The following is a 25,661-nucleotide window of genomic DNA, read 5'->3' as shown; positions in this document are numbered from 1 at the left end:
ACCGTGGTCGCGGCGGGCCCTCCCGCGTGTCCGGGCGCGGCGCCGGACCGGTTCTTCCGGCCGGTCCGTCCGGCGGTTCATCAGGTCAGTTCGTCCGGCCGGCTCGTCAGGCCAGTTCCAGCGCCAGGTAGAAGTCCACCCGGTCCTCCAGCCGGGAGAGGTCACGCCCCGTCAGCTCCTCGATCCGGCCGATCCGGTACCGCAGGGTGTTCACGTGGACGTGCAGCTGGGCGGCGCAGCGGGTCCAGGAGCCGTCCGAGCGCAGGAAGGCCTCCAGGGTGCGGACCAGGTCCGCCTGGTGCTCGATGTCGTACGCGATCACCTTGTCCAGCAGCCGGCTGCGGAAGGCGCGGCGCACCTCGTCCGGGACGGCGGCCAGCAGCAGGACGTGCGAGGCGAGTTCCTCGGGGCCCGCCACGCAGACCCGGCCGACCCGGGAGGCGGCGATCCGGCGGGCGTGCCGGGCCTCCTCCAGGGCGCCGCGCAGACCACCGGCCCCGGAGGCGGGGGCGGAGACCCCGAGGGTGATCCGGCCCTCCGAGCCGAGCCCGGCCTCCAGCGGAGCGAGCAGCTCGCGCAAGGCGTCGGCGGGCACCGGGCCCTCCAGGACGGGCAGCACCACCACGGCGCCGGTGCCCGTCCCGGCGACCAGGGCGCGGTCGTTCGCGCCGCCGAGCGCCTCCTCCAGCACCGCCCGCACGGTGCCCTCCGGCAGGCCGGTGCCCTCGGCGCTGAGCACCAGCCAGGAGCCCTCCTCCGCCTGGGACTTCGGCTCCGGGCCCTCGTAGCGGGCGGCCATCGCCGAGGAGGCGTACAGGGTGCGGCTGATCTCGGCCGGGTCGGCGTCGCGGCGCAGCAGGGCGAGCACCTCGTCGGCGAGGCGGCGGCGCAGCCGGCGGCCCTCGTCGCGGCGGTGGCGCTCGGCGGCGACCAGCCGGGCCAGGTTCTCGGCGAGCTGCTGTCGCTTGGCGGTCCACTCGGTGACGTCGCCGGCCACCGCGAGCACCCAGTCGGCGAGCGGTGCCTCGCGCTCGGCGGAGACCGGGGCGGGCAGCAGCGAGTAGGAGCCCGCCGCCAGCCGGACCCGGTGCGGGGGGCGGCGGCGCTGGCGCTGGGCGGCCAGGTGGGCGCGGACCAGTTGGTCGCGGTCCTGGGCGGAGAGCCGGTCGGCGGGGCCGGCGATCACCGCGGCGGTCGGGGTGAGCACCCAGCAGTCCAGGTCGAGGTCGCCGCCGAGCAGGTCCAGCACCGCGTCCAGTCCGCCGCCGCCGGCCGCCGAGACCAGCAGGCGGTGCCGGTCGACCAGGGCGGCGAGGTCGGCCGCGCGGTCCGCGGAGACCTGGCGGCCGATGAACTCGGTGACGGTGCCGAAGGCGATGTCGTCGGGGACGGCGAGCAGCGGCATCCGGTGCCGGCGGCAGGCCTCGACCAGGTCCTCGGGCACCGGTCCGACCTCGGCCTCACCGGCCGCCAGGGCCACCGCGCCGCCGGCCGCGAGGGTGCGGACGAAGCGCTCGGAGTCGGCCGGGACGGTGCGCCAGAGCATGCCGGTGAGCACCAGTTCGCCGCCGTGCAGGTAGCGGCCGGGGTCCTGGAGGTCCGTCGTCATCACACCGCTGACCTGCCGGTCCAGCTCTTCCTCGGCCGCGAGCAGGCGTAGTCGCGGGGCACCGGGGGCGAGCAGGTCACGGACGCGCATCCGCGGACTCCTTAACGGGGCTTGGGGGGAAGGACGAAGGCTTTGCGGGGAAGGGGCGAAGGCTTGGGGGGAGGGACGAAGGGGTAACGATAGGGCCTGGCCGAGCGGGCGTGTGCGCGGGTCCGTAGCCCTCGCGTCAGGGCCGGATTACGGTCGTAGGTAGCACCCGGCGAACACCTGGGCTGCGAGATTCTCCTCCTTAGAGGAACGTACAGGATGCCGGGCGGGCTCACAGCCGGGGCTTCATGCCATCGGTGACTGCCAGTGGGCCGCGTCACAGCGGTTCACTGGGCGACACGCCGCCGGGCACCCGGCGGGCGACGACTTGAGGAGAAACCCGCATGGAGTTCCTTCGGCCCGCCGCCTGGGACGAGGCACTCGCGGCGAAGGCCGAGTACCCGACCGCGCTGCCCCTCTCGGGCGGTACGGACGTCATGGTCGAGCTGAACTTCGACGTGCACCGGCCATCCGCGATCCTCGACCTGAACCGCATCACCGAGCTCACCGAATGGTCGAACGACGACGGCGTCGTGAGGCTCGGTGCCGCGGTCCCGTACACCCGGATCATCGCGGAGCTGTCCGGTCCGCTGCCCGGGCTGGCGCTGGCGGCCCGCACTGTCGGCTCGCCGCAGATCCGCAACCGCGGCAGCGTCGGCGGCAACCTCGGCGCGGCCTCCCCGGCCGGTGACTCGCACCCGGCGCTGCTGGCGGCCGGACGGGACGTGTTCGTGGAGGCGGCCTCGGTGCGCGGCACCCGGCTGATCCCGATCGACGACTTCTACGTCGGGGTGAAGCGCAACTGCCTGGAGGCCGACGAGCTGATCCGGGCCGTGCGCATCCCGGTGGCGGACGGGCCGCAGCAGTTCTCGAAGATCGGCACCCGCAACGCCATGGTGATCGCGGTCTGCGCGTTCGGCTTCGCCCTGCACCCGCGCAGCGGAACCGTCGGCACCGGCATCGGCTCGGCCGCCCCCACGCCGCGCCGCGCCGTCGAGGCCGAGGAGTACCTCCGGGGCGTACTCGCCGAGCGCGGCCTGTGGGAGTCCGGGGAGCTGCTGGGCGCCGAGGTGGTCCAGCGCTTCGGCGAGCTGGTGAAGGCCGCGGCCTCGCCGATCGACGACGTCCGGGGCACCGCCGACTACCGCCGGCACGCGCTCGCCGTGATGGCCCGCCGCACCCTCACCTGGACCTGGAACGACTACGGCAAGCAGATCAGGAGCGCGGCATGAGGGTCACTTTCACCGCCAACGGCAAGCCGGTCGAGGCCGACGACGTGTGGGAGGGCGAGAGCCTGCTGTACGTCCTGCGCGAGCGGGTGGGCCTGCCGGGCTCGAAGAACGCCTGCGAGCAGGGCGAGTGCGGCTCCTGCACGGTCTACCTGGACGGCGTCCCGGTCTGCTCCTGCCTGGTCGCGGCCGGCCAGGTGCAGGACCGCGAGGTGCGCACGGTCGAGGGCCTGGGCACGGAGGACGGCGAACTGAGCCTGGTCCAGCAGGCGTTCGTCGACGCCGGCGCCGTCCAGTGCGGCTTCTGCACCCCCGGCCTGCTGGTGCAGACCGACGCGCTGCTGGCGGACGACCCGCAGCCCAGCGACGACGACATCCGCGAGGCGCTGTCCGGCAACCTGTGCCGCTGCACCGGCTACGAGAAGATCATGGACGCGGTGCGGCTGGCCTCGGCCCGCACGTGCGCGGGGACGGACGGTGCCCGGTGAGCAGCAGGACGATCCAGGGGCAGAAGAACCTCCAGAACATCAACCAGGCGTCCAAGGACGGCATCGGCGGCTCCCCGCTGCGCCCGGACGGCAACCTGAAGGTCCGGGGCGAGTTCGCCTACTCCTCCGACCTGTGGCACGAGGACATGCTCTGGGGCATGGCGCTGCGCTCGCCGCACCCCCGGGCGAACATCCTCTCGGTGGACATCTCCGAGGCGCTCAAGGTGCCCGGGGTGTACGCGGTGCTGACGCACGAGGACATCCCCGGCTCGAAGTACTACGGCCTGGAGATCCAGGACCAGCCGGCCCTGGCCATCGACAAGATCCGGTACCACGGCGAGGCGATCGCCCTCGTCGCCGCCGACCACCCGGAGACGGCCCGCCGCGCGGTGGAGAAGATCGCGGTCGAGTACGAGGTGCTCACCCCGATCGTCACCGAGGAGCAGTGCCTCGACCCGGAGACCCACGGGTACGTGCACGAGCCGCACGAGTACAAGTCCCACGCGTACGGCAACATCTGCCACGAGCAGCGGCTGGTCTCGGGCCTCGGCGTGACCGACGAGGTGCGGGCGCTGGCGGACGTGATCGTCAGCGGCGACTACGAGGTCGGCATGCAGGACCAGGCCTTCCTCGGCCCGGAGTCCGGCCTCGCGGTGCCCGCCGAGGACGGCGGCGTCGACCTCTACATCGCCACCCAGTGGCTGCACGTCGACCGCCGGCAGATGGCACCGGTGCTCGACCTGCCGGAGGAGAAGGTCCGGCTCACCCTGGCCGGCGTCGGCGGAGCGTTCGGCGGCCGCGAGGACCTGTCGATGCAGATCCACGCCTGCCTGCTGGCCCTGCGCACCGGCAAGCCGGTCAAGATCGTCTACTCCCGGGACGAGTCCTTCTTCGGCCACGTGCACCGCCACCCGGCGCGGATGCACTACGAGCACGGCGCCACCCGGGACGGCAGGCTGGTCTTCGCCGACTGCCGGATCGTGCTGGACGGCGGCGCCTACGCCTCCGCCTCCCCCGCCGTGGTCGGCAACGCGGCCTCGCTCGGGAACGGCCCGTACGTCATCCCGAACGTGCGGATGCACGCCCTCGCGCTGTACAGCAACAACCCGTCCTGCGGGGCGATGCGTGGCTTCGGCGCGGTGCAGGCGGCGTTCGGCTACGAGTCGCAGATGGACAAGCTGGCCGCCGAACTGGGCATGGACCCGGTGGAGTTGAGGCAGCTCAACGCCGTCTCGCAGGGCGACTTCATGCCCACCGGGCAGCAGATCGACGCACCCGCGCCGGTGGCCGAACTGCTACGTCGGGCCAAGGAGATGCCGCTGCCGCCGCCGCTGGACACCGAGCACCCGGACGTGCGCCGGCTGCCCGGCGCGCTGTCCAACACCTCGCACGGCGAGGGGATCGTGCGCGGCGTCGGCTACTCGGTCGGCATCAAGAACGTCGGCTTCTCCGAGGGCTTCGACGACTACTCCACCGCCCGGGTGCGGCTGGAGGTGATCGGCGGCGAGCCGGTCGCCATGGTGCACACCGCGGCGGCCGAGGTCGGCCAGGGCGGCGTCACCGTGCACGCCCAGATCGCCCGCACCGAGCTGGGCGTCGAGCAGGTCACCATCCACCCGGCCAACACCGAGGTGGGGTCGGCCGGTTCGACCTCCGCCTCGCGCCAGACGTACATGACCGGCGGGGCGGTGAAGCTGGCCGCCGAGGCGGTGCGCCGGGAACTGCTCGACCGGGGACGCCGGCGCTACGGCTGGACCCACGACGACCTGCTGCTGGCCGGCGGCAAGGTGGTCTCGGCCCGGTCCGGCGCGCTGGTGTCCATCGTCGACCTGCTCGGCGACGACGCCATCGAGCAGACCCGCGAGCACCACCACCGGCCCACCCGGCCCTTCGACAAGGAGACCGGCCAGGGCTTCGGCCACGTCCAGTACACCTTCTGCGCCAACCGCGCGGTGGTGGACGTGGACGTGGAGCTGGGCCTGGTCAAGGTGGTCGAGCTCACCGCCGTCCAGGACGTCGGCAAGGCGCTCAACCCGCTCTCCGTGGTCGGCCAGATCCAGGGCGGCTGCACCCAGGCGCTCGGCCTCGCGGTGATGGAGGAGATCATCGTGCGGGACGGCAAGGTGCGCAACGCCTCCTTCACCGACTACCTGATCCCCACCATCCTGGACACCCCGCCGATCCCGGTGGAGATTCTCGAACTGCCCGACCCCAACGCACCGTACGGACTGCGCGGGGTCGGCGAGGCGCCGACCGTCTCGGCGACGCCCTCCATCGTGGCCGCCATCCGCAACGCCACCGGACTGGCGCTCAACCGGATCCCGGTCCGGCCCGAGCACCTGACCACCGAACAGCCGGGCTGACAGCCCGAGTTCATCCCCGGGGCGGCGCCCTTCTTCCCCGCCGCCCCGGGACACCCGCCCGCTGCCCTGCCCACGCCGGGGCACCGCAGTGGTGCGCACCACCTCAACCCACCCGCCGGCACTCCCCCACGGAGTGCCCCAGTGAGTCGATGACGTCCCCCTGTGCCAACTTCGTTGACTGGCAGTCAGGTCGGCTCGCCCACCCCAACCCCCTTTGACACTTGGGAGTGGACATGAACCGGATCCCCACGGAGCCCGGCACCACCGAAGCAGACAGACCCGCCGCGGACGACACCCACCCCTCGTCCGCGGCAGCACGCCCCACCGGCGCACTGGACGCCTACTTCAAGATCTCGGCCCGGGGATCGACCCTCGCCGACGAACTGCGCGGCGGACTCACGACCTTCATGGCGATGGCGTACATCATCCTGCTCAACCCGCTCATCCTGAGCGGCGCGGACGCCACCGGCGCCAAGCTGGACCACGCCGCGCTGACCACCGCCACCGCGCTGGCCGCCGCCGTCACCACCGTCCTGATGGGCCTGGTCGGCAACGTGCCGCTCGCCCTCGCCGCGGGCCTCTCCGTCTCCGGTGCCGTCTCCGCACTGGTCGTCCCGCACACCACCTGGGCCCAGGCCATGGGCCTGTGCGTGGTCTACGGCCTGCTGATCGTGCTGCTGGTCGTCTCCGGGCTGCGCGAGAGGATCATGAACGGCATCCCGCTGCCGCTCAAGCACGCCATCACCATCGGCATCGGCCTGTTCGTCACGGTGATCGGCCTCCACAAGGCCGGGTTCATGCACACCGGCGGTCCCACCCCGCTCTCGCTCGGCCCCACCGGAGAGCTGGCCGGCTGGCCGGTGCTGCTCTTCTGCGTCACCCTGCTGGCGATCTTCGTGCTGATGGCGCGCGGCGTCCGCGGCGCGATCCTGATCGGCGTCGCCGGCGGCACCGCGCTCGCGATGATCGTCAACCGGGCCGCGCACGTGCCCGCCGGGGCGTGGAAGAACTCGGTGCCGGTCTGGCCCGGCAGTCCGGTCTCCGCACCCGACTTCAGCCTGTTCGGCGACGTCGACCTGTTCGGCGCCTTCGGCGGTCACGGCATGGGCGCGATCAGCGCCTCGGTCGCGGTGTTCACCCTGGTGCTCGCCGGCTTCTTCGACGCGATGGCCACCATCATCGGCGTCGGCACCGAGGCCGGACTGGCCGACCGGCAGGGCCGGATGCCCGGGCTGTCCAAGGCGCTGCTGATCGACGGCGCGGGCGGCGCGGTCGGCGGCCTGGCGGGCGCCTCCGGGCAGACCGTCTTCGTCGAGTCCGCCACCGGCGTCGGCGACGGCGCCCGCACCGGACTCGCCTCCACCGTCACCGGCGCCCTGTTCGCACTGATGCTGTTCCTCTCGCCGATCGCCGGGATCGTCCCGGTCGAAGTGGCCTCGGCCGCCCTGGTCGTGATCGGCTCGATGATGATGAGCCAGGCCCGGCACATCGACTGGTCCGACCGCGAGGTGGCCGTCCCGGCCTTCCTCACCTGCACGCTGATGCCGTTCACGTACAGCATCACGGCGGGCGTCGCGGCCGGCGTCGTCTCGTACACCGTCATCAAGGCCGGGCTCGGGCGCCGGCGCGAGCCCGGGCCGCTGATGTGGATCCTCACCGCGGTGTTCGTGGTGTACTTCGCGATCACTCCGGTCAAGTCCTGGCTGGGCGTGCGGTAGCCGTTCCGGCCTCGGCGGTCGGGAACGCCGCGCGGGAACCGCCGGCTCGCGCGAACGCCCTTGGCCACCACCGCCGCCGTACGCGATCGTTTCCCGTACGGCGGCGTCTCCCGCTACTGTCGAAACCGTGTAAGGAGCCTCCCCATGCAGGACATCGCCGAGCAGCTGCGGGCCTGGCACGCGTCCGGGCGCTCCTTCGCCGTGGCCACCGTGGTCGGCGTCTCCGGCAGCGCTCCGCGCGACCCCGGGGCGGCGCTGGCCGTGGACGCTTACGGCGAGGCCGTCGGCAGCGTCTCCGGCGGGTGCGTCGAGGGCGCGGTGTACGAGCTCTGCCAAGCCGCCATCGCGAGCGGCGAGCCGGCGCTGGAGCGCTTCGGGTACAGCGACGAGGACGCCTTCGCGGTGGGGCTGACCTGCGGCGGCGTCCTGGACGTGTTCGTCCAGCCGGTGGTGCCGGGCGCCGACGCCGGGCTGGACACCGGGATCGCCCACATCGCGGCCGGCACGCCGGTGGCGCTGGTGCGGGTGATCGCCGGGCCGGGCGCCCTGGTCGGGGCCACGCTGGCGGTCACCGCCGACGGCGTCGCCGGCGCGCTCTCGCCGACGCCCTCCACCGTCGGCGGCCTGGAACGGGCCATCGTCGCCCAGGCCCGGGCGATGCTGGAGGCCGGACGCACCGGCCGACTGGTGCTCGGCCTCGACGGACGCCCCTGCGACGAACACGGGCACGGCACCGTCACCTGCTTCGTCGAGTCGTACGTGCCGGCGCCGCGGATGCTGGTGTTCGGGGCGATCGACTTCGCGGCCGCGGTGGTGCGGATCGGCAAGTTCCTGGGCTACCACGTGACCGTCTGCGACGCCCGGCCCGTCTTCGCCACCGCGCGTCGCTTCCCCGACGCCGACGAGGTGGTGGTCGACTGGCCGCACCGCTACCTGGACTCCCAGCTCGGCCGGATCGACGGGCGCACCGTGCTCTGCGTGCTCACCCACGACGCCAAGTTCGACATCCCGCTGCTGGAGCGCGCCCTGCGGCTGCCGGTCGGCTACGTCGGCGCGATGGGCTCGCGCCGCACCGACCGGGAACGGGTGGCCCGGCTGCGCGAAGCGGGGCTCACCGAAGCCGAACTGGCCCGGCTGCGCTCCCCGATCGGCCTGGACCTCGGCTCGCGCACCCCGGAGGAGACGGCGGTGTCCGTCGCCGCCGAGATCGTCGCCCACCGGCGGGGCGGCAGCTGCCTGCCGCTGAGCGCCTCGGACGGGCCGATCCACCACGACGGGCCCGACCGCGACGAGCCCGACCGCCACGACGGGCTCGTACAGCACGACGGGCTCGTCCACCACGATCTGTCGCACACGGGAACCGAGGGTGTCGAGGCAGGCGCGGCCGAGGGCCCGACACCCCGTACGCACGCGGCCTGAGACGGGAGCGGCCTCGGCGCCGTACACGTTGCGTGGCCACCGGCACGGCGGGAGGCTGGAGTTGCGGACTCGCCCCGAGCCCGGGGAAGGAGCAGGGATCATGCGTGCCCTGCTGGAGGTCGAACTCGACACGGCGACCTCGAACAAGCTCATCACCGATGGAACGATCGCCGAGGGAATCCAGCAGACCCTCGCCCAACTCAAGCCGGAGGCGGCCTACTTCCTCAGCCGCAACGGGCGCCGAGCCATGGTCTTCGTCGTCGACATCGCGGACGAGGCCTCGATACCGTCCCTCGCCGAGCCGTTCTGGCTACAGCTCAACGCCACCGTCGACATCCACCCCTGCATGAACGCCGACGAACTCCTGGAGGGGCTCGGGCGGCTCAGCGGCTGAGGACGGACCGGCTCAGTCGCTCAGCGCCAGCTTCACGCCGAAGCCCACCACGACCGCGCCGGTCACCCGGTCCATCAGCCGCCGGGCGGCCGGCCGGCGCAGCCAGCCGCGCAGCACCTGGGCGAAGCCCACCAGGACCGTCGACCAGAGCAGGCCCTCCAGGACGTGCACGCAGGTCAGTGCCACGCCGGCGGCGAAGTGCGGGGCCCCGGCCGGGATGAACTGCGGCAGCACGGCCACGTAGAAGACCCCGACCTTGGGATTCAGCAGGTTGGTCAGGGTGCCCCGCCGCCAGCCGTGCGCGAACCCGCCGTCCTCCGGCTCCGCCTCGGCCGCCGCCTCGCCGCCACGGTTGCGCAGCATCCCGATGCCCATCCACACCAGGTAGGCCGCGCCCGCCCAGCGCAGGATCTCGTACCCGACCTGCGAGGCGGTCAGCAGCGCCGTCACACCGGCCGAGGTCAGCGTCCCCCAGAGCAGCGTCCCGGTCTGGATCCCCAGCACGACCCCCCACGCCTGCCGGCGACGCCCCAACGCCGAGGTCCGCAGGATCAGCGCGGTGTCGAGCCCGGGCGTGAGCGTGAGCAGCCCCACGACGAGGGCGAAGGACCACAGAGCCGTTGTCATCTCCATGGGCCTCGATGCTCTCACAGCCCGGCACGGCCCCTGCCAGGGCGGCCGCCCATCAGTACGCCGGGTATCAGTGGTACGCCGGGTATCAGTCCGCCGACCCCGGGGGGACGACCCACTCGGTCGGCTGGCCGGTGACGGCGGCGATCATGTCGAAGTCACCGTCGTAGTGCAGCACGGTGGCCCCGTGGCGTTCGGCGGTGGCCGCGATGACGAGGTCCGGCACGGACAGCGCCCGCCAGTTGCCCGACGAGGTCAGGAGGGCCTGCACCTCGATGGCCCGGTCCCACACCTCGTCGGGCGTGGGCAGCCAGCCGAAGCCGCTCAGGCCGTCCCGGATCTGGAGGGCGTCGGCCTTGGACCGGGCGCTGTGCATGATCTCCAGCTCGACGGCACCGCAGAGCGCGAGCCGCCCCTCGTTGAACAATCGCTCGACCACAGACCGGACCGCAGGTTTCGCATAGCGGGCGAAGGCCGACTTGTCGATCAGGAAGCGCTCGCTCACCCCTTTTCCACCGGCCCGGTGAGATCGGGCAGCCCGCCCTCGGCGAGCCAGGCGAGGAACTCCTGGCCCTTCCGGCGCTTCACCGCATCCTCAAGAGCGGCGTTGACGGTGGCGACCTTGGTGGTCGTACCGAAGATCTCGGCGGCCTCGGCCAGCAGTTCGTCGTTGACGTCTATCACGGTACGGGCCATGGTCGGCCTCCCAAGCGGAGTGGGCCTGCGATATCAATGCCGAGGTTACTTGATATCGCAGACCCACAGGGTCCGATCAGGCGTTGTTCACCCGGTCAGGTGACGTTGAGGCGGGCGGCGAGGCGCAGCAGGCCGGGGCTGAGGCGGGAGAGGAAGCGGGCGGCCTTGGCCTCCGGGGTGACGGGGACGACGGGCCTGCCGGTGCGGACGGCGGTGAGGATCGCGGCGGCGACCTTCTCCGGGGGGAAGCCGCGGCGGGCGTAGAGCTTCGCGGCCCGGGCCTGCTTGGCGGCCTGCTCGGTGGAGGTGGTGGCGGAGAAGGTGGAGGTGCGGGTGATGTTGGTGTTGACGATGCCGGGGCAGATCGTGGAGACGCCGATGCCGTGGCCGACGAACTCGGCGCGCAGGCAGTCGGAGAGCATGAACACCGCGGCCTTGCTGGTGGCGTAGGCGGTGAGCGCCTTGGAGGGCAGGTACGCGGCGGCGGAGGAGACGTTGACGATGTGGCCGCCCTGGTCGCGCTCGGCCATCAGGCCACCGAAGGCGCGGCAACCGTGGATCACGCCCCAGAGGTTGACGTCCAGGACCCGCTGCCACTCCTTCTCGGTGGTCTGCAGGAACGTCCCGGAGTGGCCGACGCCGGCGTTGTTGACCATCACGTCGGGCACCCCGTGCTCGGCGGCGACGGTCTGCGCGAAGGCGTCCATCGCGGCGCCGTCCGAGACGTCCACCCGGTAGGCGTGCGCCTTCGGCCCGATCAGCGAGGCCAGTTCGGCGGTGCGCTCGGCGGCCGCGAGATCGAGGTCGCAGACCACCACCCGGGCGCCGTCCTCGGCGAAGGCGAGCGCGGTGGCCCGGCCGATGCCGCTGCCGCCGCCGGTGACCACGACCAGTCGGCCGTCCCCCTCGGCCGGTCGGGTCTGCCCCGCCTCGATGCGGGTGGTGAACTCGCGGACCATCCCGGCCACGGTGGCTCCCTTCTCCAGCAGCGCCGACCAGTGGCCGGCGTGCAGCGTCCTGCGGGTCAGTTCGGACACCCAGCGCTCCAGCCCCTCGGAGAGGTAGGTGCCGACGTAGCGGTCCCGGGTGAGGGTGATCAGCTGGACCGGTACCTCGGTCGGCCGCTCGCGCGGACTGCCCAGGGTGGGGCGGAAGTTGGCCCGGTACAGCTCGATGCCGCGGACCGCGTCGCGGCGCAGGGTGGACTGCGGGTGGTCGGCGCGCGGGGTGACGTGCTCCAGGTCGCGCAGCACCCGCGGCCAGGCCCGGGCCAGGCCGAGGCGCCAGATGCCGGGGGCGAGGTAGGGCAGGTGGAAGGCGGTGATGTACCAGGAGTGCAGGCCCTGGTGCAGCAGTTGGCCGAGGTGGCGGGGGGTGGGGCGGCGCAGCCGGTGACGCAGCCAGTGGCCCATGTGGTCCAGGCTGGGGCCGGACAGGGTGGTGTACGAGGCGATCCGGCGCTCGGCGCCCGGTGCGGTGACGGCCTCCCAGGACTGGATTGAGCCCCAGTCGTGGGCGACCAGGTGCACCGGGCGGTCCGGGCTGACGGCGTCCGCGACGGCGAACAGGTCCTCGGCGAGGTGCTCCAGGCGGTAGCCGGAGCGGTCGGCGGGGGCGGCCGACTCCCCGGCGCCGCGCACGTCGTAGCGGACCACGTGGTGGTCGCGGGCGAGGTCGGCGGCGATGTCGTCCCAGACGACGTGGCTGTCGGGGTAGCCGTGCACGAGGAGGACGGTGGGGGCGTCCGGGTCGCCCTGCTCGAAGACGGCGAGCGGGAGGCCGCCGGAGCGGACGGTCCGGCGGCGGATGCCCGCGTGCGGGGGGCGGCTCGTCATCGGGTGGCCTCCAGGGTGGTCGGCGCGGCGGCGGTCGGGGCCGTGACGGTCAGGGCCGTGGCGGCCTGCTCGGTCTCGGCGGTCCGTTCGGTCTCGGCGGTCCAGCGGCGGACGTGCGGGAGGTCGTCGTCGAGCCAGTAGGCGTCGTCCTCGGTGACCACCAGCAACTCCTCGAACTTGATGCCCACGCCGCGGAAGCCGATGTGCGGCTCGACCGCCCACAGGCCCGGGGTGGGCGCGTGCCGGGACGACCGGCCGTCCGCCCAGAGCGGTGAACGACCGTGCAGGCGCTCGGAGATGAGCTCGCGTCCGAGGGTCTGGAGGGTGCGCACCCCGAAGCCGAAGACGTTCACGCCGGCCGGGCCGCGCGCGGTGTTGCGGGTGACCTGGTGGCCGATCACCCGGCCCGGGTAGACCTGGTGGCGGTTGTCGTAGCCGTGCGCGGCGATCTGGGCGTCCACCGCCGCGTACACCTCGGCGAGCGGCTTGCGGGCCCGCACCTCGTCGAGGATCAGTCGGCGGTAGACCTTCAGGTCGGCGGCCAGACGGTCCCAGACCCGGTTCTCGCCGACCTTGCCGCCGTAGCCGATGTCGGCGGTGTAGCCGTCCACCACGGGCGCGCAGTCCAGCACGTACGGCATGCCCACCTCCAGGCGGCGGTTGCCGGCGAAGAACTGGAGCGGGGTGTGGAAGTGCCGGAACGCCGTCCGGTCACCGAACCAGGCGAAGGGGACGTGGAAGAAGTCCTGCACCCCGGAGGCGACCAGGCGGCGGCGCAGCTCCGCGGTGGCCTGCCGCTCGGTGACGCCGGGTTCGATCCAGGCGGCGACCTGTTCGGCGCAGTCGTAGGCGAGCTGCTGGATCTCGCGGAAGCGGGCGAGGTCGCGCTCGGTGTAGCGGAAGGCGGGGGGCGCTGTCGCCATGGCGGGCTCCTTCTGGCGGTCGAGCACGAGGGTCCAGAGGTCGAGGGTCTGGAGGTCGAGGGTCCAGAGGCCGAGGGTCTAGAGGTCGAGCACGAGGGTCTCGCCCTCGGCGGCCCGGGAGACGCAGGGCAGCAGGGCACCGGCGGCGCGCTGCTCGGGGGTGAGGCGGCGGTCCCGGTGGTCGGGCGAGCCGGCCAGCACGCGGACCTCGCAGGTGCCGCAGAAGCCCTGGTGACAGGAGTACGGGAGGTCCGGGCGGGCCTCGCGCAGCACGTCCAGGGCGGAGCGGTCGGCGGGGACGTCGAGGGCCGGACCGTCGGCGCCGAGGCGGACGGCGAACGGCTCGCCGTCGACGACCGGGGCCGCGCCGAAGCGCTCGAAGTGCAGGGCTGCGGCCGGGGAGCCGTCCAGGGCGCGCTGCACGGCGGTGAGCATCGGGGCCGGGCCGCAGCAGTAGACGGCGGCACCGCGCGGAGCGTGGGCGAGCAGCTCGGCCCCCGTGGGGACGCCGCCGTGCTCGTCGTCGGTGCGCAGCACCACCCGGCGCGGGTCGAGGGCGCGCAGCTCGTCCGTGTACGGGAGGGTGTCGGCGCTGCGGCCGACGTGCACCAGGCGCCAGTCCAGGCCGTGCCGCTGCGCCTCGCGGGCCATCGGGAGCAACGGGGTGATGCCGATGCCGCCGGCCAGCAGGAGGACGGCGGGCTCGGCGCAGAAGGCGAAGCCGTTGCGCGGACGGCGGGCGGTGAGCCGGGCACCGGGGTGCAGGGCATCGTGGACCTCGACCGACCCGCCGCCCCCCTCGGGCAGCCGCCGGACGGCGATGCGGTAGGCGGTGCGGTCAGCCGGGTCGCCGCTGAGGGAGTAGTGGCGCTCGCGGCCGGAGGGCAGGAGGAGGCGCAGATGGGCACCGGGCTGCCAGCCGGGCAGCGGGCCGCCGGAGGGGTCGGCGAGCCGCAGCTCCACGACGTCGGCGGCCAGTCGGCGGCGCTCGACGACGACCAGCTGGAGCGGCGGGGTGGGGCGGCTGAGCGGACGGCGGGGGTTGCGGCGCAGCAGCGGGCCGCCGAGGGCCGGGCTGTAGCGGTCGCTGAAGGCGGTCAGCCAGCGCATGAAGCCGTCGGCGCGGGGGCGGCCGTAGAGGTCGGGGGGCGGGGTGAGCAGGTCCATCCGGCGGGGTCCTCGGGGTGGGGAGCGGGGCGGCGGGGTGGGGTGGCGAGGGCGGGGGCGGCGGGGCGAACAGCTGACAGGTTTCAGATTTCAGCGAACAGGTTTCAGCGAACAGATGACGTTTTCTGTTCGCTGAAATCCGTCATCCGTCATCCGTCATCCGCCGGTCGTCACCCGCGCCCGGCGGCCGAGCGGGCCGCCGGGGAGGTGGCCAGGTAGCCCAGCGCCTGGCTGGACGAACCCTCCTGGGTCGGGTGGTAGCCCGGCCGCAGGTACCGCAGCCCGGAGCGGATCGACTTGACCGGGTCCGGCAGCAGTCCGCGCTTGGCGATTCGGCCCGCCTCCCGCCAGGTCGGCTTGAGCCGCCCCCGCAGGGTGGGGTCGGCGGCGAGCAGGAAGCGGGCCCCGCGCACCCAGAGGTGGACCAGCAGCGGCCCGGACACCGCCATCCCGCGCACCCGGCGCAGGTAGCCCGGGTCCAGGTGGACCATCAGGTCGTAGGCGACGCTGCGGTGCTCGACCTCCTCCGCGCCGTGCCAGCGCAGCAGGTCCAGCATCGTCGGGTCGGCCTTGGCCCGGTCCAGCCCCGGGGAGTTGAGCGCCCAGTTGCCGAGGAAGGCGGTGAAGTGCTCGATCGCCGCGATGAAGGCGACCCGCTCGATGACGTTCTCCCGCCGCCGAGCCGGCGTCAGCCCCGGCTTGTCGCCCAGGACGCGCTGGAACAGCCAGGAGATCTGCCGGACGTACGGCCTCGGGTCGAGCCCCTGGCCGAGCAGGTGGTCCAGGACCTCCTGGTGCGCCTCGGCGTGGATGGCCTCCTGTCCGATGAACCCGAGGACCTCCTCGCGCAGTTGCTCGTCCCGGATGAGCGGCAGCGCCTCCTTGAACACCTTGACGAACCACCGCTCGCCCTCGGGCAGCAGCAGGTGCAGCACGTTGATGACGTGGGTGGCCATCGGCTCGTCCGGGATCCAGTGCAGTGGCAGCTGGGCCCAGTCGAAGCGGACGTCCCGGGGTTCCAGGACGAGGCCGTCGTGCACGCGCGCGGCGGGGGCGGCGAGGGCGGGGACGGGGGTGGAACGGGGCATGGCAGGCCCTCCTGACCTGGGGGCGGCGGCTCGGCTCCAGGGAAACGTACTCGCGGGTAGCCGCCAGGACAAGGGTTTCGGCGGCCCTTATCGACATCGAGTCTAATAAGTGGTTTGCACCGGCGAACACCACGGGAAACGCGGGAAGCCCCACCGGTTTCCCGGCGGGGCCTCCTCGAACTCATGTGCGCGACCGTCGGCTTCCCGTCAGACCGCCATCGCCAGCATCAGCGGCGCCGCCCGGGCCGCCAGCAACTCGGCGGCGGCCTTCAGCTTGTGGATGCTGTCCGCCGGCATCGAGGTGGCCAGGCAGCCGACCGTGCTGCCCGCCGTGATCGGCACCGCCGCGCACACCGTGCCGAGCGCGTACTCCTGGATGTCCAGCACCGGCACCGTGGCCGGCTGCCGCTCCAGCCGGTGCATCAGCTGGTCGGCGTCGGTGACGGTGCGGGAGGTGAGCCGGGCGACCGGGTGCCGGGAGAGGTGGTCCCGCCGGGCGTCCGCGTCCAGCTGGCTGAGCAGGCACTTGCCGATCGCGCTGGCGTGCGCGGTGGCCCGGAAGTCCACCCACTCCTGCACGGCCGGCGCGTAGTCGGCGGCCGAGACCGCCTCCACCGACAACTCGCCGTCGTGGTACCGGCCGAAGTACACCGCGGCGCCCAACTCGTCCCGGAGTTCGGCGAGCTTGCGGTTGAGCCGGGCCTTCACCAGCTGCTCCCGGTTGTGCTGGCCGAGCAGGGCGAAGGTGCCGCCCAGCAGCCAACCGCCGTCCTGGCACTGGAGGTAGCCCTCCACTTCCAGGATCTCGGCGAGCCGCCGCACGGTGGGCAGCCCGAGCGAGGTCTCCCGGGCGAGGGCCACCAGCGTGGCGCCGTCGGGGTGGCGATCGACCGCCTCCAGCAGTCTGAGAGCGTGCTGGAGGGAGGTGAACGGGCCCATCGGACCCTGGTCCAAAGCGGCGTGACGACCCGGGGCTGGTGTCGACATGTCGTCCCCTTCCGATGTCCCCCCACGGAGCGACCGCGGGCACGCACCAGCCTATCGACCCGGCGGCTCCGGCGGCTGCCGTCCGTGAATATCCGTGAACACTCCGTGGAGATCGGCCACCGGATCCGCTGGTCACCGGGGATCAGTGGTACGGGATGTTCGGGCTGCTGCCACCCGTGTGGACCCGGGCATCGGGGAGAACCGGGCCGCTCCCGTTGCCCCGTCTGCGTCAGGCCTCGTCACCCGCACGCAACTCGGCGACGACGGCGGCCAGTCGGGCGCCGTACTCCTCGTCCGCCGCGTGGAAGTGGGCGAGGTTCTTCTCCACCACGTCGTCGCGCGAGACCTGCGCCAGGGACCCCGCGATGTTGTCGATCAGGCGGGTCTTCTCGCCGGCGGACATCAGCCGGTACAGCTCGCCGGCCTGGAGGAAGTCGTCGTCCTTGGTGTGCGCCGGGGTGGGGTAGGCGCCGGTGCGGCCCGTCACCTCGACCGGCGCGGACAGCGTTTCGCCGGTCTGGGCCGGGCCGCCGTAGGAGTTGGGCTCGTAGTTCCTGCCGCGGCCGGCGCCGTTGACGGCCATCAGGCCGTCCCGGCCGTAGTTGTCGGCCACGGTGGCGCGCGGGGCGTTCACCGGCAGCTGGGTGTGGTTGACGCCGAGGCGGTAGCGCTGGGCGTCCGCGTAGGCGAACAGCCGGCCCTGGAGCATCTTGTCCGGGGACGGGCCGATGCCGGGCACGAAGTTGTTCGGCGAGAACGCGGCCTGCTCGACCTCGGCGAAGACGTTCTCCGGGTTCCGGTTGAGGACCAGGCGGCCGACCTTGACCAGCGGGTAGTCGGCGTGCGGCCAGACCTTGGTGAGGTCGAAGGGGTTGAAGCGGTAGTCCGCGGCCTCGGCGACCGGCATCAGCTGGACATGGAGGGTCCAGGACGGGAACACTCCGCGCTCGATGGCCTGGTGGAGGTCGCGCTGGTGCGAGTCGGCGTCGCCGCCGACGACCTCGGCGGCCTGGTCGCCGTCCAGGCAGCGGATGCCCTGGTTGGTCTTGAAGTGGTACTTCACCCAGTAGGCGTCGCCGTCGGCGTTGACCCACTGGTAGGTGTGCGAGCCGTAGCCGTTCATGTGGCGGTACGAGGCCGGGATGCCGCGGTCGCCGAACAGCCAGGTGATCTGGTGGGTCGAGGCGGGCGAGTGGGCCCAGAAGTCCCAGACGTTGTCCGCCTCCTGCACGCCGGTGTACGGGTCGCGCTTCTGCGAGTGGATGAAGTCGGGGAACTTGATCGGGTCCTTGATGAAGAACACCGGGGTGTTGTTGCCGACGAGGTCGTAGTTGCCGTCCTCGGTGTAGAACTTCAGCGCGAAGCCGCGCGGGTCGCGCACCGCGTCGCCGGCGCCCAGGTTCCCGGCCACGGTGGAGAACCGCAGGAAGACCTCGGTGCGCTTGCCGACCTCGGAGAGGAAGCCCGCCCGGGTGTACCGCGCGACCTCGTCGGTGACCTCGAAGTAGCCGTACGCGCCGGAGCCGCGGGCGTGCACGACGCGCTCCGGGATGCGCTCGCGGTTGAACCGGGCCAGTTTCTCCAGCAGTTGCTGGTCCTGGATCAGCAGCGGGCCGTACGCGCCGGCCGAGGCCGAGTTCTGGTTGTCGGCGACCGGGGCACCGGACTCCGTGGTCAGGATCTTGGGCATGGAGGGTCCTTCGGATGTCGATGAGGGCGGTGCGGGGAGGGCGGTGCGGGGAGGGCGATGCGAAGGATCGCCCTCCCCGCAGGGTGATGTGACGGATCATCAGATCTCTGCTCGGACGGGTTTCCGGCGAGGGACCCGGCGTGCCGTCAGCCGCCGAGCAGGCTCCGCACGACGGTCGCGGCCGTCGCCGGGTCGGCCACCGGGCGGGCGGCGGTCAGCGCGGCGGCCTCCTCGGCGGCGACTCCGGCCCCGGTGAGGGCCGCGACGGCCTCGGCGGCCGGGAGGGCGTCGAACCAGCGCCGTACGAGGGCCGTGCGGCCGGCCTCGGTGAGGCGGCCGGTGAGCCGCAGGCGGGCCAGGCCGCCGTCCGGGTAGACGTTGATGCGCACGTGGGTCACCGGGCGGCCGGCGTCGAGCCGGAAGCGGTGCCGGGTGTCGGGCTGGAGCCTTGTGCGGGGCAGGAGTTCGAACCACGGGCCGTCGGCCGGGTCGGCCCCGGTCGAGGCGTCGAAGCCGATCAGGTCGGCCCAGCCGGGGGCATTGGCGACGAAGCAGGAGGTGTCCACTTCGGCGGCCAGGACCTCACCGCCCCCGGCCAGGGCGATCTGCACCCAGTCGTTGGCCTTGTCGCGCCGACGCCTGGTCTCCCAACCGTCGCCCATGACGGTGGCACGGCCGGGAGCGTTCAGGTTGTGCGGGGAGGAGAAGTAGCGGTCGGAGGCCGCCTCGGCCACGCCGCCGTACTCCTGGGCGGCCAGGTCGAAGGTGAGGCCGTCCAGTTCGCGCGGGTCGGGCAGCACCTCGCCGTGCACCCGCAGCCGGGCGACGCCGCCGTCCGGGAAGATGTTCAGCCGCACGTGCGTGTAGCGGGTGCCGTCCGCGACGGCGAACCCGTGGGCGGTGTCGCCCTTCAGCGCGGTGCGCGGCACGATCGTGGCCCACCGCGCGTCCTGGAGCTCCTCGGGCGAGGGGTGGCCGGGGACGGACGCGGCCTCGACCGAGGCGGACTCCGGGTAGTTGCCGGTGAAGTGGGCGGTGTCCACGATCACGCCGTGGACCACCCCGGCGGCGCCGAGCCGGACGATCGTCCAGTCGTGGTCCTCGTCGGTGGGGTGCGGCCGTTCGGCCGAGACGCCGCGACGGCGCTTGGACTCCCAGCCGTCCATGATCTGGCCCTTGTGGCCGAAGGTGTGCGGGCGGAACTCGGCCGGCTCGGCGACCAGCAGGTTCTCGGCGTCCGCGAAGGTGTCCTCGTTGGTGGCGACGACGCCCGCGCCGAGCAGTCGGGAGGCCAGGTTGACCAGCTCGGTGAAGGGAGCACTCGGGGTGTCGGCAGTGGTCACTGACTCTCCTTTAGGCGCGTACGGACGGGGTGGTGACGGTGGGGTGGGAGTGGGGCCGGGCGAGCTGCCGGCCGAAGGGGCGGGCCGCGGGGTCCACCTGGCGGCCGCGCAGCCAGGTGGTGCGCACCGCGCCGGTGAGGGTACGGCCCGCGTACGGGGTCACCGGGTTGCGGTGGTGCAGCCCGCTCGCCCGGACGGCGAACTCGCGCTCGGGGTCGAAGGCGACCAGGTCCGCGTCGTGGCCGGCGGCGATGGCGCCCTTGGTGCCGGTGAGGCCGACCAGTTCGGCCGGTCCTGCGGACATCCAGCGCACCACGTCGGCCAGGGTGAGGCCGCGCCGGCGGGCCTCGGTCCAGACGGCCGGCAGGCCGAGCTGGAGCGAGGCGATGCCGCCCCAGGCGGCCGCGAAGTCGCCGCTGCCGCCGTACTCGGGCAGCAGCTTGAGGTCGGGGGTGGACGGCGAGTGGTCGGAGACGACGGCGATGAACTCGCCGTTCGCCAGGGCCTCCCAGAGGGCGTCCCGGTTGGACTCGTCGCGGATCGGCGGACAGCATTTGAACGCGGTGCCGCCGTCCGGCACCTGTTCGGCCGCGAGCGTCAGGTAGTGCGGACAGGTCTCGGCGCTCACCCGTACGCCGTCCTCGCGGGCCTGCCGCAGCAGCGGCAGGACGGCGGCGGAGGAGACGTGCAGGATGTGCACCCGGGCGCCGGTGCGCCGGGCCGTGTCGAGCAGGCGGGCGACGGCCGCGGTCTCCGCGTCGGCGGGCCGGGAGGCCAGGAAGTCCCGGTAGTGGACGCCGGGTTGCTGCGGGGCGGCGGCGAGCACGGCCGGGTCCTCGGCGTGGATGATCGCCAGCGCCCCGATCCGGGCCTGCTCGGCCAGCGCGGCCGCCAGGTCCTCGGCCTCGACGTGCGGGAACTCGTCCACCCCGGAGGGGGCGAGGAAGCTCTTGAAGCCGAACACGCCCTCCCGGTACAGCGGTTCGAGGTCGGCGAGGTTGCCGGGGACGGCGCCGCCCCAGAAGCCGAGGTCGACCCAGGCCTGTCCCTCGGCGGTCTTCCGCTTGAGTGCCAGCCCCGCCACCGTGGTGGTGGGCGGGATCGAGTTGAGCGGCATGTCGATGATCGTGGTGACGCCGCCGGCCGCGGCGGCCCGGGTGGCGGCGGCGAAGCCCTCCCACTCGGTGCGGCCGGGCTCGTTGACGTGCACGTGGGTGTCGACCAGGCCGGGCAGCAGGGCGGTGTCGCCGAGGTCGACGAGCTCGCCCTCGGCGGCCGCGAGCGAGCCGTGCGGGGCCGTCCGGGCGATCGTCCCGTCCTGGATCAGCACGTCCGCGGGGCGCTCACCGTCGGGCAGGACCGCCCGGCCGGAACGGATCACCGTGGGCTGGCCGAAAGGCATGGGGGACCTCCGAAACCTGGGAGTCGAGGCGCGGGGACACGGGTGGAGGTGAAGGATTGCCGGGAGCCTAGGCCTGCCTTCAACAAAACGTCAATGGAGGAACGTACGAGGACTCGGCCCGACAGTTCAGCTCTTCAGTTCAGCTCGACCGTCCAGCCCGACGGCTCAGCCCGACAGCAGCTCGCCGGCCAGCTTCTCCCCCGCGAGTTCGGCCAGCTCGCCGGCCCGGGTCATGCTCTCCCCCGGCCGCTCGGCCAGATCGGTCAGGGCCATCGCGGCGGTGAAGCCGGCGGCCCGCCACTCGGGCTCGGAAAGCTCCAGCCGGCCCGCCACGGCGGCCACCCGGACCCCCGCCCGGGCAGCCGCCGCGGCGACCCCGGCGGGGGCCTTGCCGTGGAGCGTCTGCGCGTCCAGGCAGCCCTCGCCGGTCACGACGAGGCGTGCCCCTCGCACGGCCCCGTCGAAGCCCAGCAGGTCGAGCAGCAGCTCGATGCCGGGTCGCATGGTGGCGCCGAGCAGGGCCAGGGCGGCGAAGCCCACCCCGCCCGCGGCGCCGGCGCCCGGTGCCTCCCGGACGTCCCGCCCGGTGGCCTCGGCGACCAGGTCGGCGAACCGCGTCAGCCCCTCCTCCAGCACCACCAGGTCCTCGCCGTCCGCGCCCTTCTGCGGTCCGTAGACGGCCGCGGCGCCACGCGGGCCGAGCAGCGGGTTGTCCACGTCGCAGGCCACCACGACCTCGACCCCGCCCAGCGCCCCGGCCAGCGGGCCGAGGTCGATCTCCGCGAGCCTGCGCAACGCGGCGCCGCCGGGCGGGAGTTCGGCGCCGGCGGCATCGCGCAGCCGTACCCCGAGCGCCTGCACCATGCCGGCGCCGCCGTCCGTACCGGCGCTGCCGCCCAGGCCCAGCACGATCCGCTCGACGCCGAGCGAGACCGCCTTGGCGATCAGCTGGCCGACCCCGTAGGACCCGGCCACCAGCGGTGCGGCACGGCCGCCGGGCAGCCGTGCCAGACCGGAGGCCTGCGCCAGCTCGACCACGGCGGTGTCGTCCCGGACGGCCAGCCCGGCGTCCACCGGCAGGCCCGTCGGACCGGTCACCTTGGCCGGCACCCGGCTGAAGCCGGCCGCGAGCGCGGCGGCCAGGGTGCCTTCCCCGCCGTCGGCGACGGGCAGTTCGCGCACCTCGGTACCGGGCGCGGCGCGCCGGATGCCGGCGGCGATCCGGGCCGCCACCTCGGAGCCCTCCAGGCTGCCCTTGAACTTGTCGGGGGCGACGACCACATGGCCCTGGTGGGGGATGGGGGGCATGGCGCGGTCCTCGTTTCCGTACGGGTCTGGCGGTGGTTCTGCGATGTGCGTCCAGCATGGGCCCGGGCGCCCCTGGGAGCCAGCGCCTCGGGCCGTCGCCCGGGCCGGAGCGGCCGGGGCACTGGCCCCCGGGGCAGAGCGGCCGGGGCGGAGCGGCCGGGGTGGGCCGTGGCCGGCTCCGACCGAGGTGGCCCGGAGGGGTGCGCCCCCTCCCCGCCGCTCCCCCCGTCCCGCTTCCGACGCACGGGAGGCTCCCCTCGGCGGGGAGGGGGCCGGGCGACGCGTACCGGGCACGACCGAAGTGCCCGCTGGGGGACGTACGCGTCACCGGCTTGGATCGACCGACGCGCGGGCGGATGAGCCCCGGCCCGCACGCCGGTCGGACCAGGCCTCCTGGCGGCGCGGGCACGACCGGAATGGGTACACGCCGCCAGGAGGAGCTTGGGCCGGGGGCTCCGCGAGGGAGCCCCCGGGGGTGTTACGCGACCTCGCGCCCGGAGAGCCGCTCGACGCCACGCAGGAGCGCCGAGTGGTCGAGCGAACCGTCGCCGTTGGCCCGGGCGGAGGCGACCAGCTGGGCCACCACGGCGCCGACCGGCAGCGCGGCGCCCACGGCGCGGGCGGCGTCGGTGACGATGCCCATGTCCTTGTGGTGCAGGTCGATCCGGAAGCCGGGGGCGAACTCGCGGTTCAGCATGTTCGCCTTCTTGCGGTCGAGCACCGTGGAGCCGGCCAGGCCCCCGCCGAGCACGTCCAGCGCGGCCGCGAGGTCGACGCCGGCGTTCTCCAGGAACACGACGGCCTCGGCGAGCACCTGGATGTTGACCGCGACGATCAGCTGGTTGGCGGCCTTGACGGTCTGGCCGGCGCCGGACGGGCCGACGTGGACGACCGTGGTGCCCAGCGCGTCGAACAGCGGCTCGGCCTCGGCGAAGTCCTCGGCGGCGCCGCCGACCATGATCGACAGGACGGCCTCGACGGCACCGGCCTCGCCGCCGGAGACCGGGGCGTCCAGGGTGCGGACGCCCTTCTCCTTGGCGGCGGCCTCGACCTTGACCGAGGTCTGCGGGGTGATCGAGGACATGTCGATCACCAGGGTGCCGGGCGCGGCGCTCTCCAGCACCCCGCCCTCGCCCAGGACGACCTGCTCGACCTGCGGGTCGGCCGGGACCATGGTGATGACCACCTCGGCGTCCTTCACCGCGTCCGCGATGCTGGTGGCACCGTGGCCGCCGACCGCGACCAGGGCGTCGATCGGCGGCTGGGTGAGGTTGAAGCCGGTGACGTGGTGGCCGGCCTTGACCAGGTTGGCGGCCATCGGGCTGCCCATGATGCCGAGGCCGATGAAGGCGATCTTGCGGCTCATCGCGTCGTGTTCCTTACGTGTGCGGGCGGGAGGTCGGGTGGGTCGGCGGCGCAGCTCGGCGGCGCACAGGCCGGCGGTGCCGAGCTCAGTGGCGCCCGGGCCGGCGGCGCTCAGCGGTTCCGGCGAGCGGCTCCGCCACCGGGCGGCTCCGTCACCGAGCGCTCTGTCACCGGGCGGCGCGCAGCTCGCGCGGCAGCCACCCGAAGCTGTCCGCGCTGACGCCGGTGGAGGGGCGGTACTCCAGGCCGATCGAGCCGGTGTAGCCCGCGGCCGTGAGCCTGGCGAACAGGTCCTCGAAGTCCAGTTCGCCGGTGCCGGGCTCGTTGCGGCCCGGGTTGTCGGCGATCTGCACGTGGCCGATGCGGTCGGCGTGGGCGTCGATGACCGCCGCCGGATCCTCGCCGTTCCTGGCCAGGTGGTACAGGTCGCAGAGGAACCTGGCGTTACCCAGGCCGGTGGCGGCGTTGACCCTGTCGACCACCTCGACCGCGGCGGCGGCCGAGACCAGCGGGTAGTCCGGCGACTCGGCCTTGTTCAGGGCCTCGATCAGCAGGGTCGCGCCGATCCCGTGCGCGGCCCGGGCGGCGAGCGCCAGGTGCTCCAGTGCGAGCGCGTCCTGCTCGGCCGGGTCGACGCCCTCGACCCGGTTGCCGTACAGCGCGTTGAGCGCGGTGGCGCCGAGCGAGGCGGCGAGCTCCGCGGCGACCGGGACGTTGGCGCGGAAGCGGTCCCGCTCGGAGGGCACCGAGACGGTTCCGCGGGCGCCGCTGCTCAGGTCGTCCAGGAGGTTGAGGCCGGTGAGCCGTACGCCGGCGTCGGTGAACGCCTTGCGCAGCGCGTCCAGTTCGGCCCGCGAGGGGTCGTGTTCCGCCCCGAAGGGCCACCACAGTTCGGCGGCCGTGAAGCCGGCCGCGGCGGCCGCGGCGGGGCGTTCCAGGAGCGGCAGTTCACCGAACAGGATCGACAGGTTGACCGTGAAGCCGTGCTGGGCGGCCGCCGTCACGTCGCTCACCTCTCATCTCTCTTCCTTCATCCGCAACTTCCACGATCCGGAAGAGGGATTCTGTGTGGTGGAAGCATCTCCGTCCCGCCGAGCGAGTGTCAAGGGAGTCGCAACATTTTGTTGAAGGCGTCTCGCGGGCATCCCACCCCGGGGCCGGACTTGTTCGATCACCCGGCCCCTGCCCGCCCGGACCCCCGCTCGCTACAGTGACCTCGTGCGATTGATGGTGGAGTTCACGACAGAACCGTTCGAACTGGACACGTTCCCGGAGCACGCCGCGGCGGCCCGCAAGGTCGTCGACGAGGCCGGCCTGAACGTGTCGGTCGGCCCCTTCGGCACCGGTGCCGAGGGCGGGGCCGACCAGGTCCTCGCCGCGGTGACCAAGCTGCTCAGGGAGACCCTGGACGCCGGGGCGACCCGGATCTCGGTCCAGGTCAGCGTGCTGGGCGAGGAGGACGGTACGCCGTGACCGAGAACGTGGAACACCCGCTCGCCGCGGCGGTGAAGCCGCTGCTGGCCGCGGTCGGCGCGACGCCCGTCCCACTGGACGAGGCGAAGCCCGACGACGTGGTCCTGGAGTGGGAGGGCACCCCGGCCCTGGCCGTCCGACTGCCGCACCTGAGCAGCGCACTGGACCGGATGCTCACCGAGATGACCCGCCAGTTCGACGGCCGCCCCCTGGCCGAGCTCGACCGGCTGGAGAAGCAGCGGGTCGTCGCCCTGCTGGAGGAGCGCGGCGCCTTCACCGTCCGCCACGGCGTGGAGACCGTCGCCTCCGCCCTGGGCGTCAGCCGCTTCACTGTGTACAACTACCTGAACCGCCAGGACGGCACGAAGTCGTCCTGACGCCCAGGTTCGGCGCCCTCCGGGGCGCGTGCGGACCCCCGCCCCGGGGGCTTCCGAACGGGTGACCCCG

The 25,661-nt window shown here is 73.4% G+C and carries 23 protein-coding genes; 8 read left to right on the top strand and 15 right to left on the bottom strand.

From position 1 onward, the window contains the following. Positions 1-106 precede the first annotated feature (106 nt). Positions 107-1,699: a PucR family transcriptional regulator gene (locus ACFWP2_RS07190; protein ID WP_380449250.1), complete on the bottom strand. Its 1,593-nt coding sequence runs from the start codon at positions 1,697-1,699 to the stop codon at positions 107-109. A gap of 341 nt (positions 1,700-2,040) precedes the next feature. On the opposite strand from ACFWP2_RS07190, the gene ACFWP2_RS07185 reads away from it, so the two are divergent. The 6 genes from ACFWP2_RS07185 (at position 2,041) to ACFWP2_RS07160 (ending at position 9,307) form a co-directional block, all read left to right on the top strand. After that, positions 2,041-2,928, top strand: a complete 888-nt coding sequence (locus ACFWP2_RS07185; protein WP_380449249.1) for an FAD binding domain-containing protein — start codon at positions 2,041-2,043, stop codon at positions 2,926-2,928. Next, on the top strand, positions 2,925-3,413 hold the full coding sequence (locus ACFWP2_RS07180; RefSeq protein WP_380449248.1) for a (2Fe-2S)-binding protein: 489 nt from the start codon (positions 2,925-2,927) through the stop codon (positions 3,411-3,413). The genes ACFWP2_RS07185 and ACFWP2_RS07180 overlap by 4 nt, the downstream gene beginning before the upstream one ends. Further along, positions 3,410-5,776 (top strand): xanthine dehydrogenase subunit D, encoded by a 2,367-nt coding sequence (pucD, locus tag ACFWP2_RS07175; RefSeq protein WP_380449247.1) that lies wholly within the window; start codon positions 3,410-3,412, stop codon positions 5,774-5,776. Before ACFWP2_RS07180 ends, pucD begins: the two co-directional genes overlap by 4 nt. 233 nt (positions 5,777-6,009) lie before the next feature. Then, the gene (locus ACFWP2_RS07170) at positions 6,010-7,494 is read left to right on the top strand and encodes an NCS2 family permease (RefSeq protein ID WP_380449246.1); all 1,485 of its coding nucleotides are present in this window, start codon (positions 6,010-6,012) and stop codon (positions 7,492-7,494) included. A gap of 144 nt (positions 7,495-7,638) precedes the next feature. Beyond that, on the top strand, positions 7,639-8,913 hold the full coding sequence (locus ACFWP2_RS07165; RefSeq protein ID WP_380449245.1) for an XdhC family protein: 1,275 nt from the start codon (positions 7,639-7,641) through the stop codon (positions 8,911-8,913). Between the two features lie 100 nt (positions 8,914-9,013). Further along, the gene (locus tag ACFWP2_RS07160) at positions 9,014-9,307 is read left to right on the top strand and encodes a hypothetical protein (RefSeq protein ID WP_380449244.1); all 294 of its coding nucleotides are present in this window, start codon (positions 9,014-9,016) and stop codon (positions 9,305-9,307) included. Between the two features lie 12 nt (positions 9,308-9,319). Here the strand turns inward: ACFWP2_RS07160 and ACFWP2_RS07155 are convergent, their stop codons facing one another. The 14 genes from ACFWP2_RS07155 to ACFWP2_RS07090 all read right to left on the bottom strand — a co-directional run bounded on the left by ACFWP2_RS07155 (position 9,320) and on the right by ACFWP2_RS07090 (position 24,754). Next, positions 9,320-9,940: a LysE family translocator gene (locus ACFWP2_RS07155; protein WP_380449243.1), complete on the bottom strand. Its 621-nt coding sequence runs from the start codon at positions 9,938-9,940 to the stop codon at positions 9,320-9,322. 85 nt (positions 9,941-10,025) lie between these two features. Further along, positions 10,026-10,442: a PIN domain nuclease gene (locus ACFWP2_RS07150; protein WP_380449242.1), complete on the bottom strand. Its 417-nt coding sequence runs from the start codon at positions 10,440-10,442 to the stop codon at positions 10,026-10,028. Continuing rightward, positions 10,439-10,633: a type II toxin-antitoxin system VapB family antitoxin gene (locus tag ACFWP2_RS07145; RefSeq protein WP_380449241.1), complete on the bottom strand. Its 195-nt coding sequence runs from the start codon at positions 10,631-10,633 to the stop codon at positions 10,439-10,441. Before ACFWP2_RS07145 ends, ACFWP2_RS07150 begins: the two co-directional genes overlap by 4 nt. Before the next feature lie 95 nt (positions 10,634-10,728). After that, positions 10,729-12,468, bottom strand: a complete 1,740-nt coding sequence (locus ACFWP2_RS07140) for an SDR family oxidoreductase (protein ID WP_380449240.1) — start codon at positions 12,466-12,468, stop codon at positions 10,729-10,731. After that, positions 12,465-13,391: a M24 family metallopeptidase gene (locus ACFWP2_RS07135; RefSeq protein ID WP_380449239.1), complete on the bottom strand. Its 927-nt coding sequence runs from the start codon at positions 13,389-13,391 to the stop codon at positions 12,465-12,467. Before ACFWP2_RS07135 ends, ACFWP2_RS07140 begins: the two co-directional genes overlap by 4 nt. Before the next feature lie 78 nt (positions 13,392-13,469). After that, positions 13,470-14,558: a PDR/VanB family oxidoreductase gene (locus ACFWP2_RS07130; RefSeq protein WP_380449238.1), complete on the bottom strand. Its 1,089-nt coding sequence runs from the start codon at positions 14,556-14,558 to the stop codon at positions 13,470-13,472. 170 nt (positions 14,559-14,728) lie between these two features. Beyond that, positions 14,729-15,646 (bottom strand): metal-dependent hydrolase, encoded by a 918-nt coding sequence (locus tag ACFWP2_RS07125; protein ID WP_380449237.1) that lies wholly within the window; start codon positions 15,644-15,646, stop codon positions 14,729-14,731. 207 nt (positions 15,647-15,853) lie between these two features. After that, positions 15,854-16,585, bottom strand: coding sequence for an IclR family transcriptional regulator (locus tag ACFWP2_RS07120; protein WP_380449236.1), 732 nt, complete (start codon positions 16,583-16,585; stop codon positions 15,854-15,856). Positions 16,586-16,862: 277 nt separating this feature from the next. After that, positions 16,863-18,323: a catalase gene (locus ACFWP2_RS07115; protein WP_380449235.1), complete on the bottom strand. Its 1,461-nt coding sequence runs from the start codon at positions 18,321-18,323 to the stop codon at positions 16,863-16,865. 146 nt (positions 18,324-18,469) lie between these two features. Continuing rightward, on the bottom strand, positions 18,470-19,666 hold the full coding sequence (gene alc, locus ACFWP2_RS07110) for an allantoicase (RefSeq protein WP_380449233.1): 1,197 nt from the start codon (positions 19,664-19,666) through the stop codon (positions 18,470-18,472). Positions 19,667-19,676: 10 nt separating this feature from the next. Next, positions 19,677-21,068: an allantoinase AllB gene (gene allB, locus ACFWP2_RS07105; RefSeq protein WP_380449230.1), complete on the bottom strand. Its 1,392-nt coding sequence runs from the start codon at positions 21,066-21,068 to the stop codon at positions 19,677-19,679. A 165-nt stretch (positions 21,069-21,233) separates the two neighbouring features. Continuing rightward, the gene (locus tag ACFWP2_RS07100) at positions 21,234-22,376 is read right to left on the bottom strand and encodes a glycerate kinase (protein WP_380449228.1); all 1,143 of its coding nucleotides are present in this window, start codon (positions 22,374-22,376) and stop codon (positions 21,234-21,236) included. 478 nt (positions 22,377-22,854) lie between these two features. Beyond that, positions 22,855-23,742 carry a 2-hydroxy-3-oxopropionate reductase gene (locus tag ACFWP2_RS07095; RefSeq protein WP_380449226.1) on the bottom strand — a complete coding sequence of 296 codons (888 nt, stop codon included), beginning with the start codon at positions 23,740-23,742 and terminating at the stop codon, positions 22,855-22,857. Between the two features lie 166 nt (positions 23,743-23,908). Further along, positions 23,909-24,754 carry a TIM barrel protein gene (locus tag ACFWP2_RS07090; protein WP_380449224.1) on the bottom strand — a complete coding sequence of 282 codons (846 nt, stop codon included), beginning with the start codon at positions 24,752-24,754 and terminating at the stop codon, positions 23,909-23,911. A 205-nt stretch (positions 24,755-24,959) separates the two neighbouring features. On the opposite strand from ACFWP2_RS07090, the gene ACFWP2_RS07085 reads away from it, so the two are divergent. Continuing rightward, on the top strand, positions 24,960-25,214 hold the full coding sequence (locus tag ACFWP2_RS07085) for a thiamine-binding protein (RefSeq protein WP_380449222.1): 255 nt from the start codon (positions 24,960-24,962) through the stop codon (positions 25,212-25,214). Then, positions 25,211-25,591: a helix-turn-helix domain-containing protein gene (locus tag ACFWP2_RS07080; RefSeq protein ID WP_380449220.1), complete on the top strand. Its 381-nt coding sequence runs from the start codon at positions 25,211-25,213 to the stop codon at positions 25,589-25,591. Before ACFWP2_RS07085 ends, ACFWP2_RS07080 begins: the two co-directional genes overlap by 4 nt. The last annotated feature ends 70 nt before the right edge of the window (positions 25,592-25,661 follow it).

The sequence above is a fragment of the Kitasatospora sp. NPDC058444 genome (assembly GCF_042721415.1).
Classification (GTDB): Bacteria; Actinomycetota; Actinomycetes; order Streptomycetales; family Streptomycetaceae; genus Kitasatospora.
The sequence above is the reverse complement of the archived record's forward strand: the minus strand, read 5'-3'. Positions and strand labels throughout refer to the sequence as shown.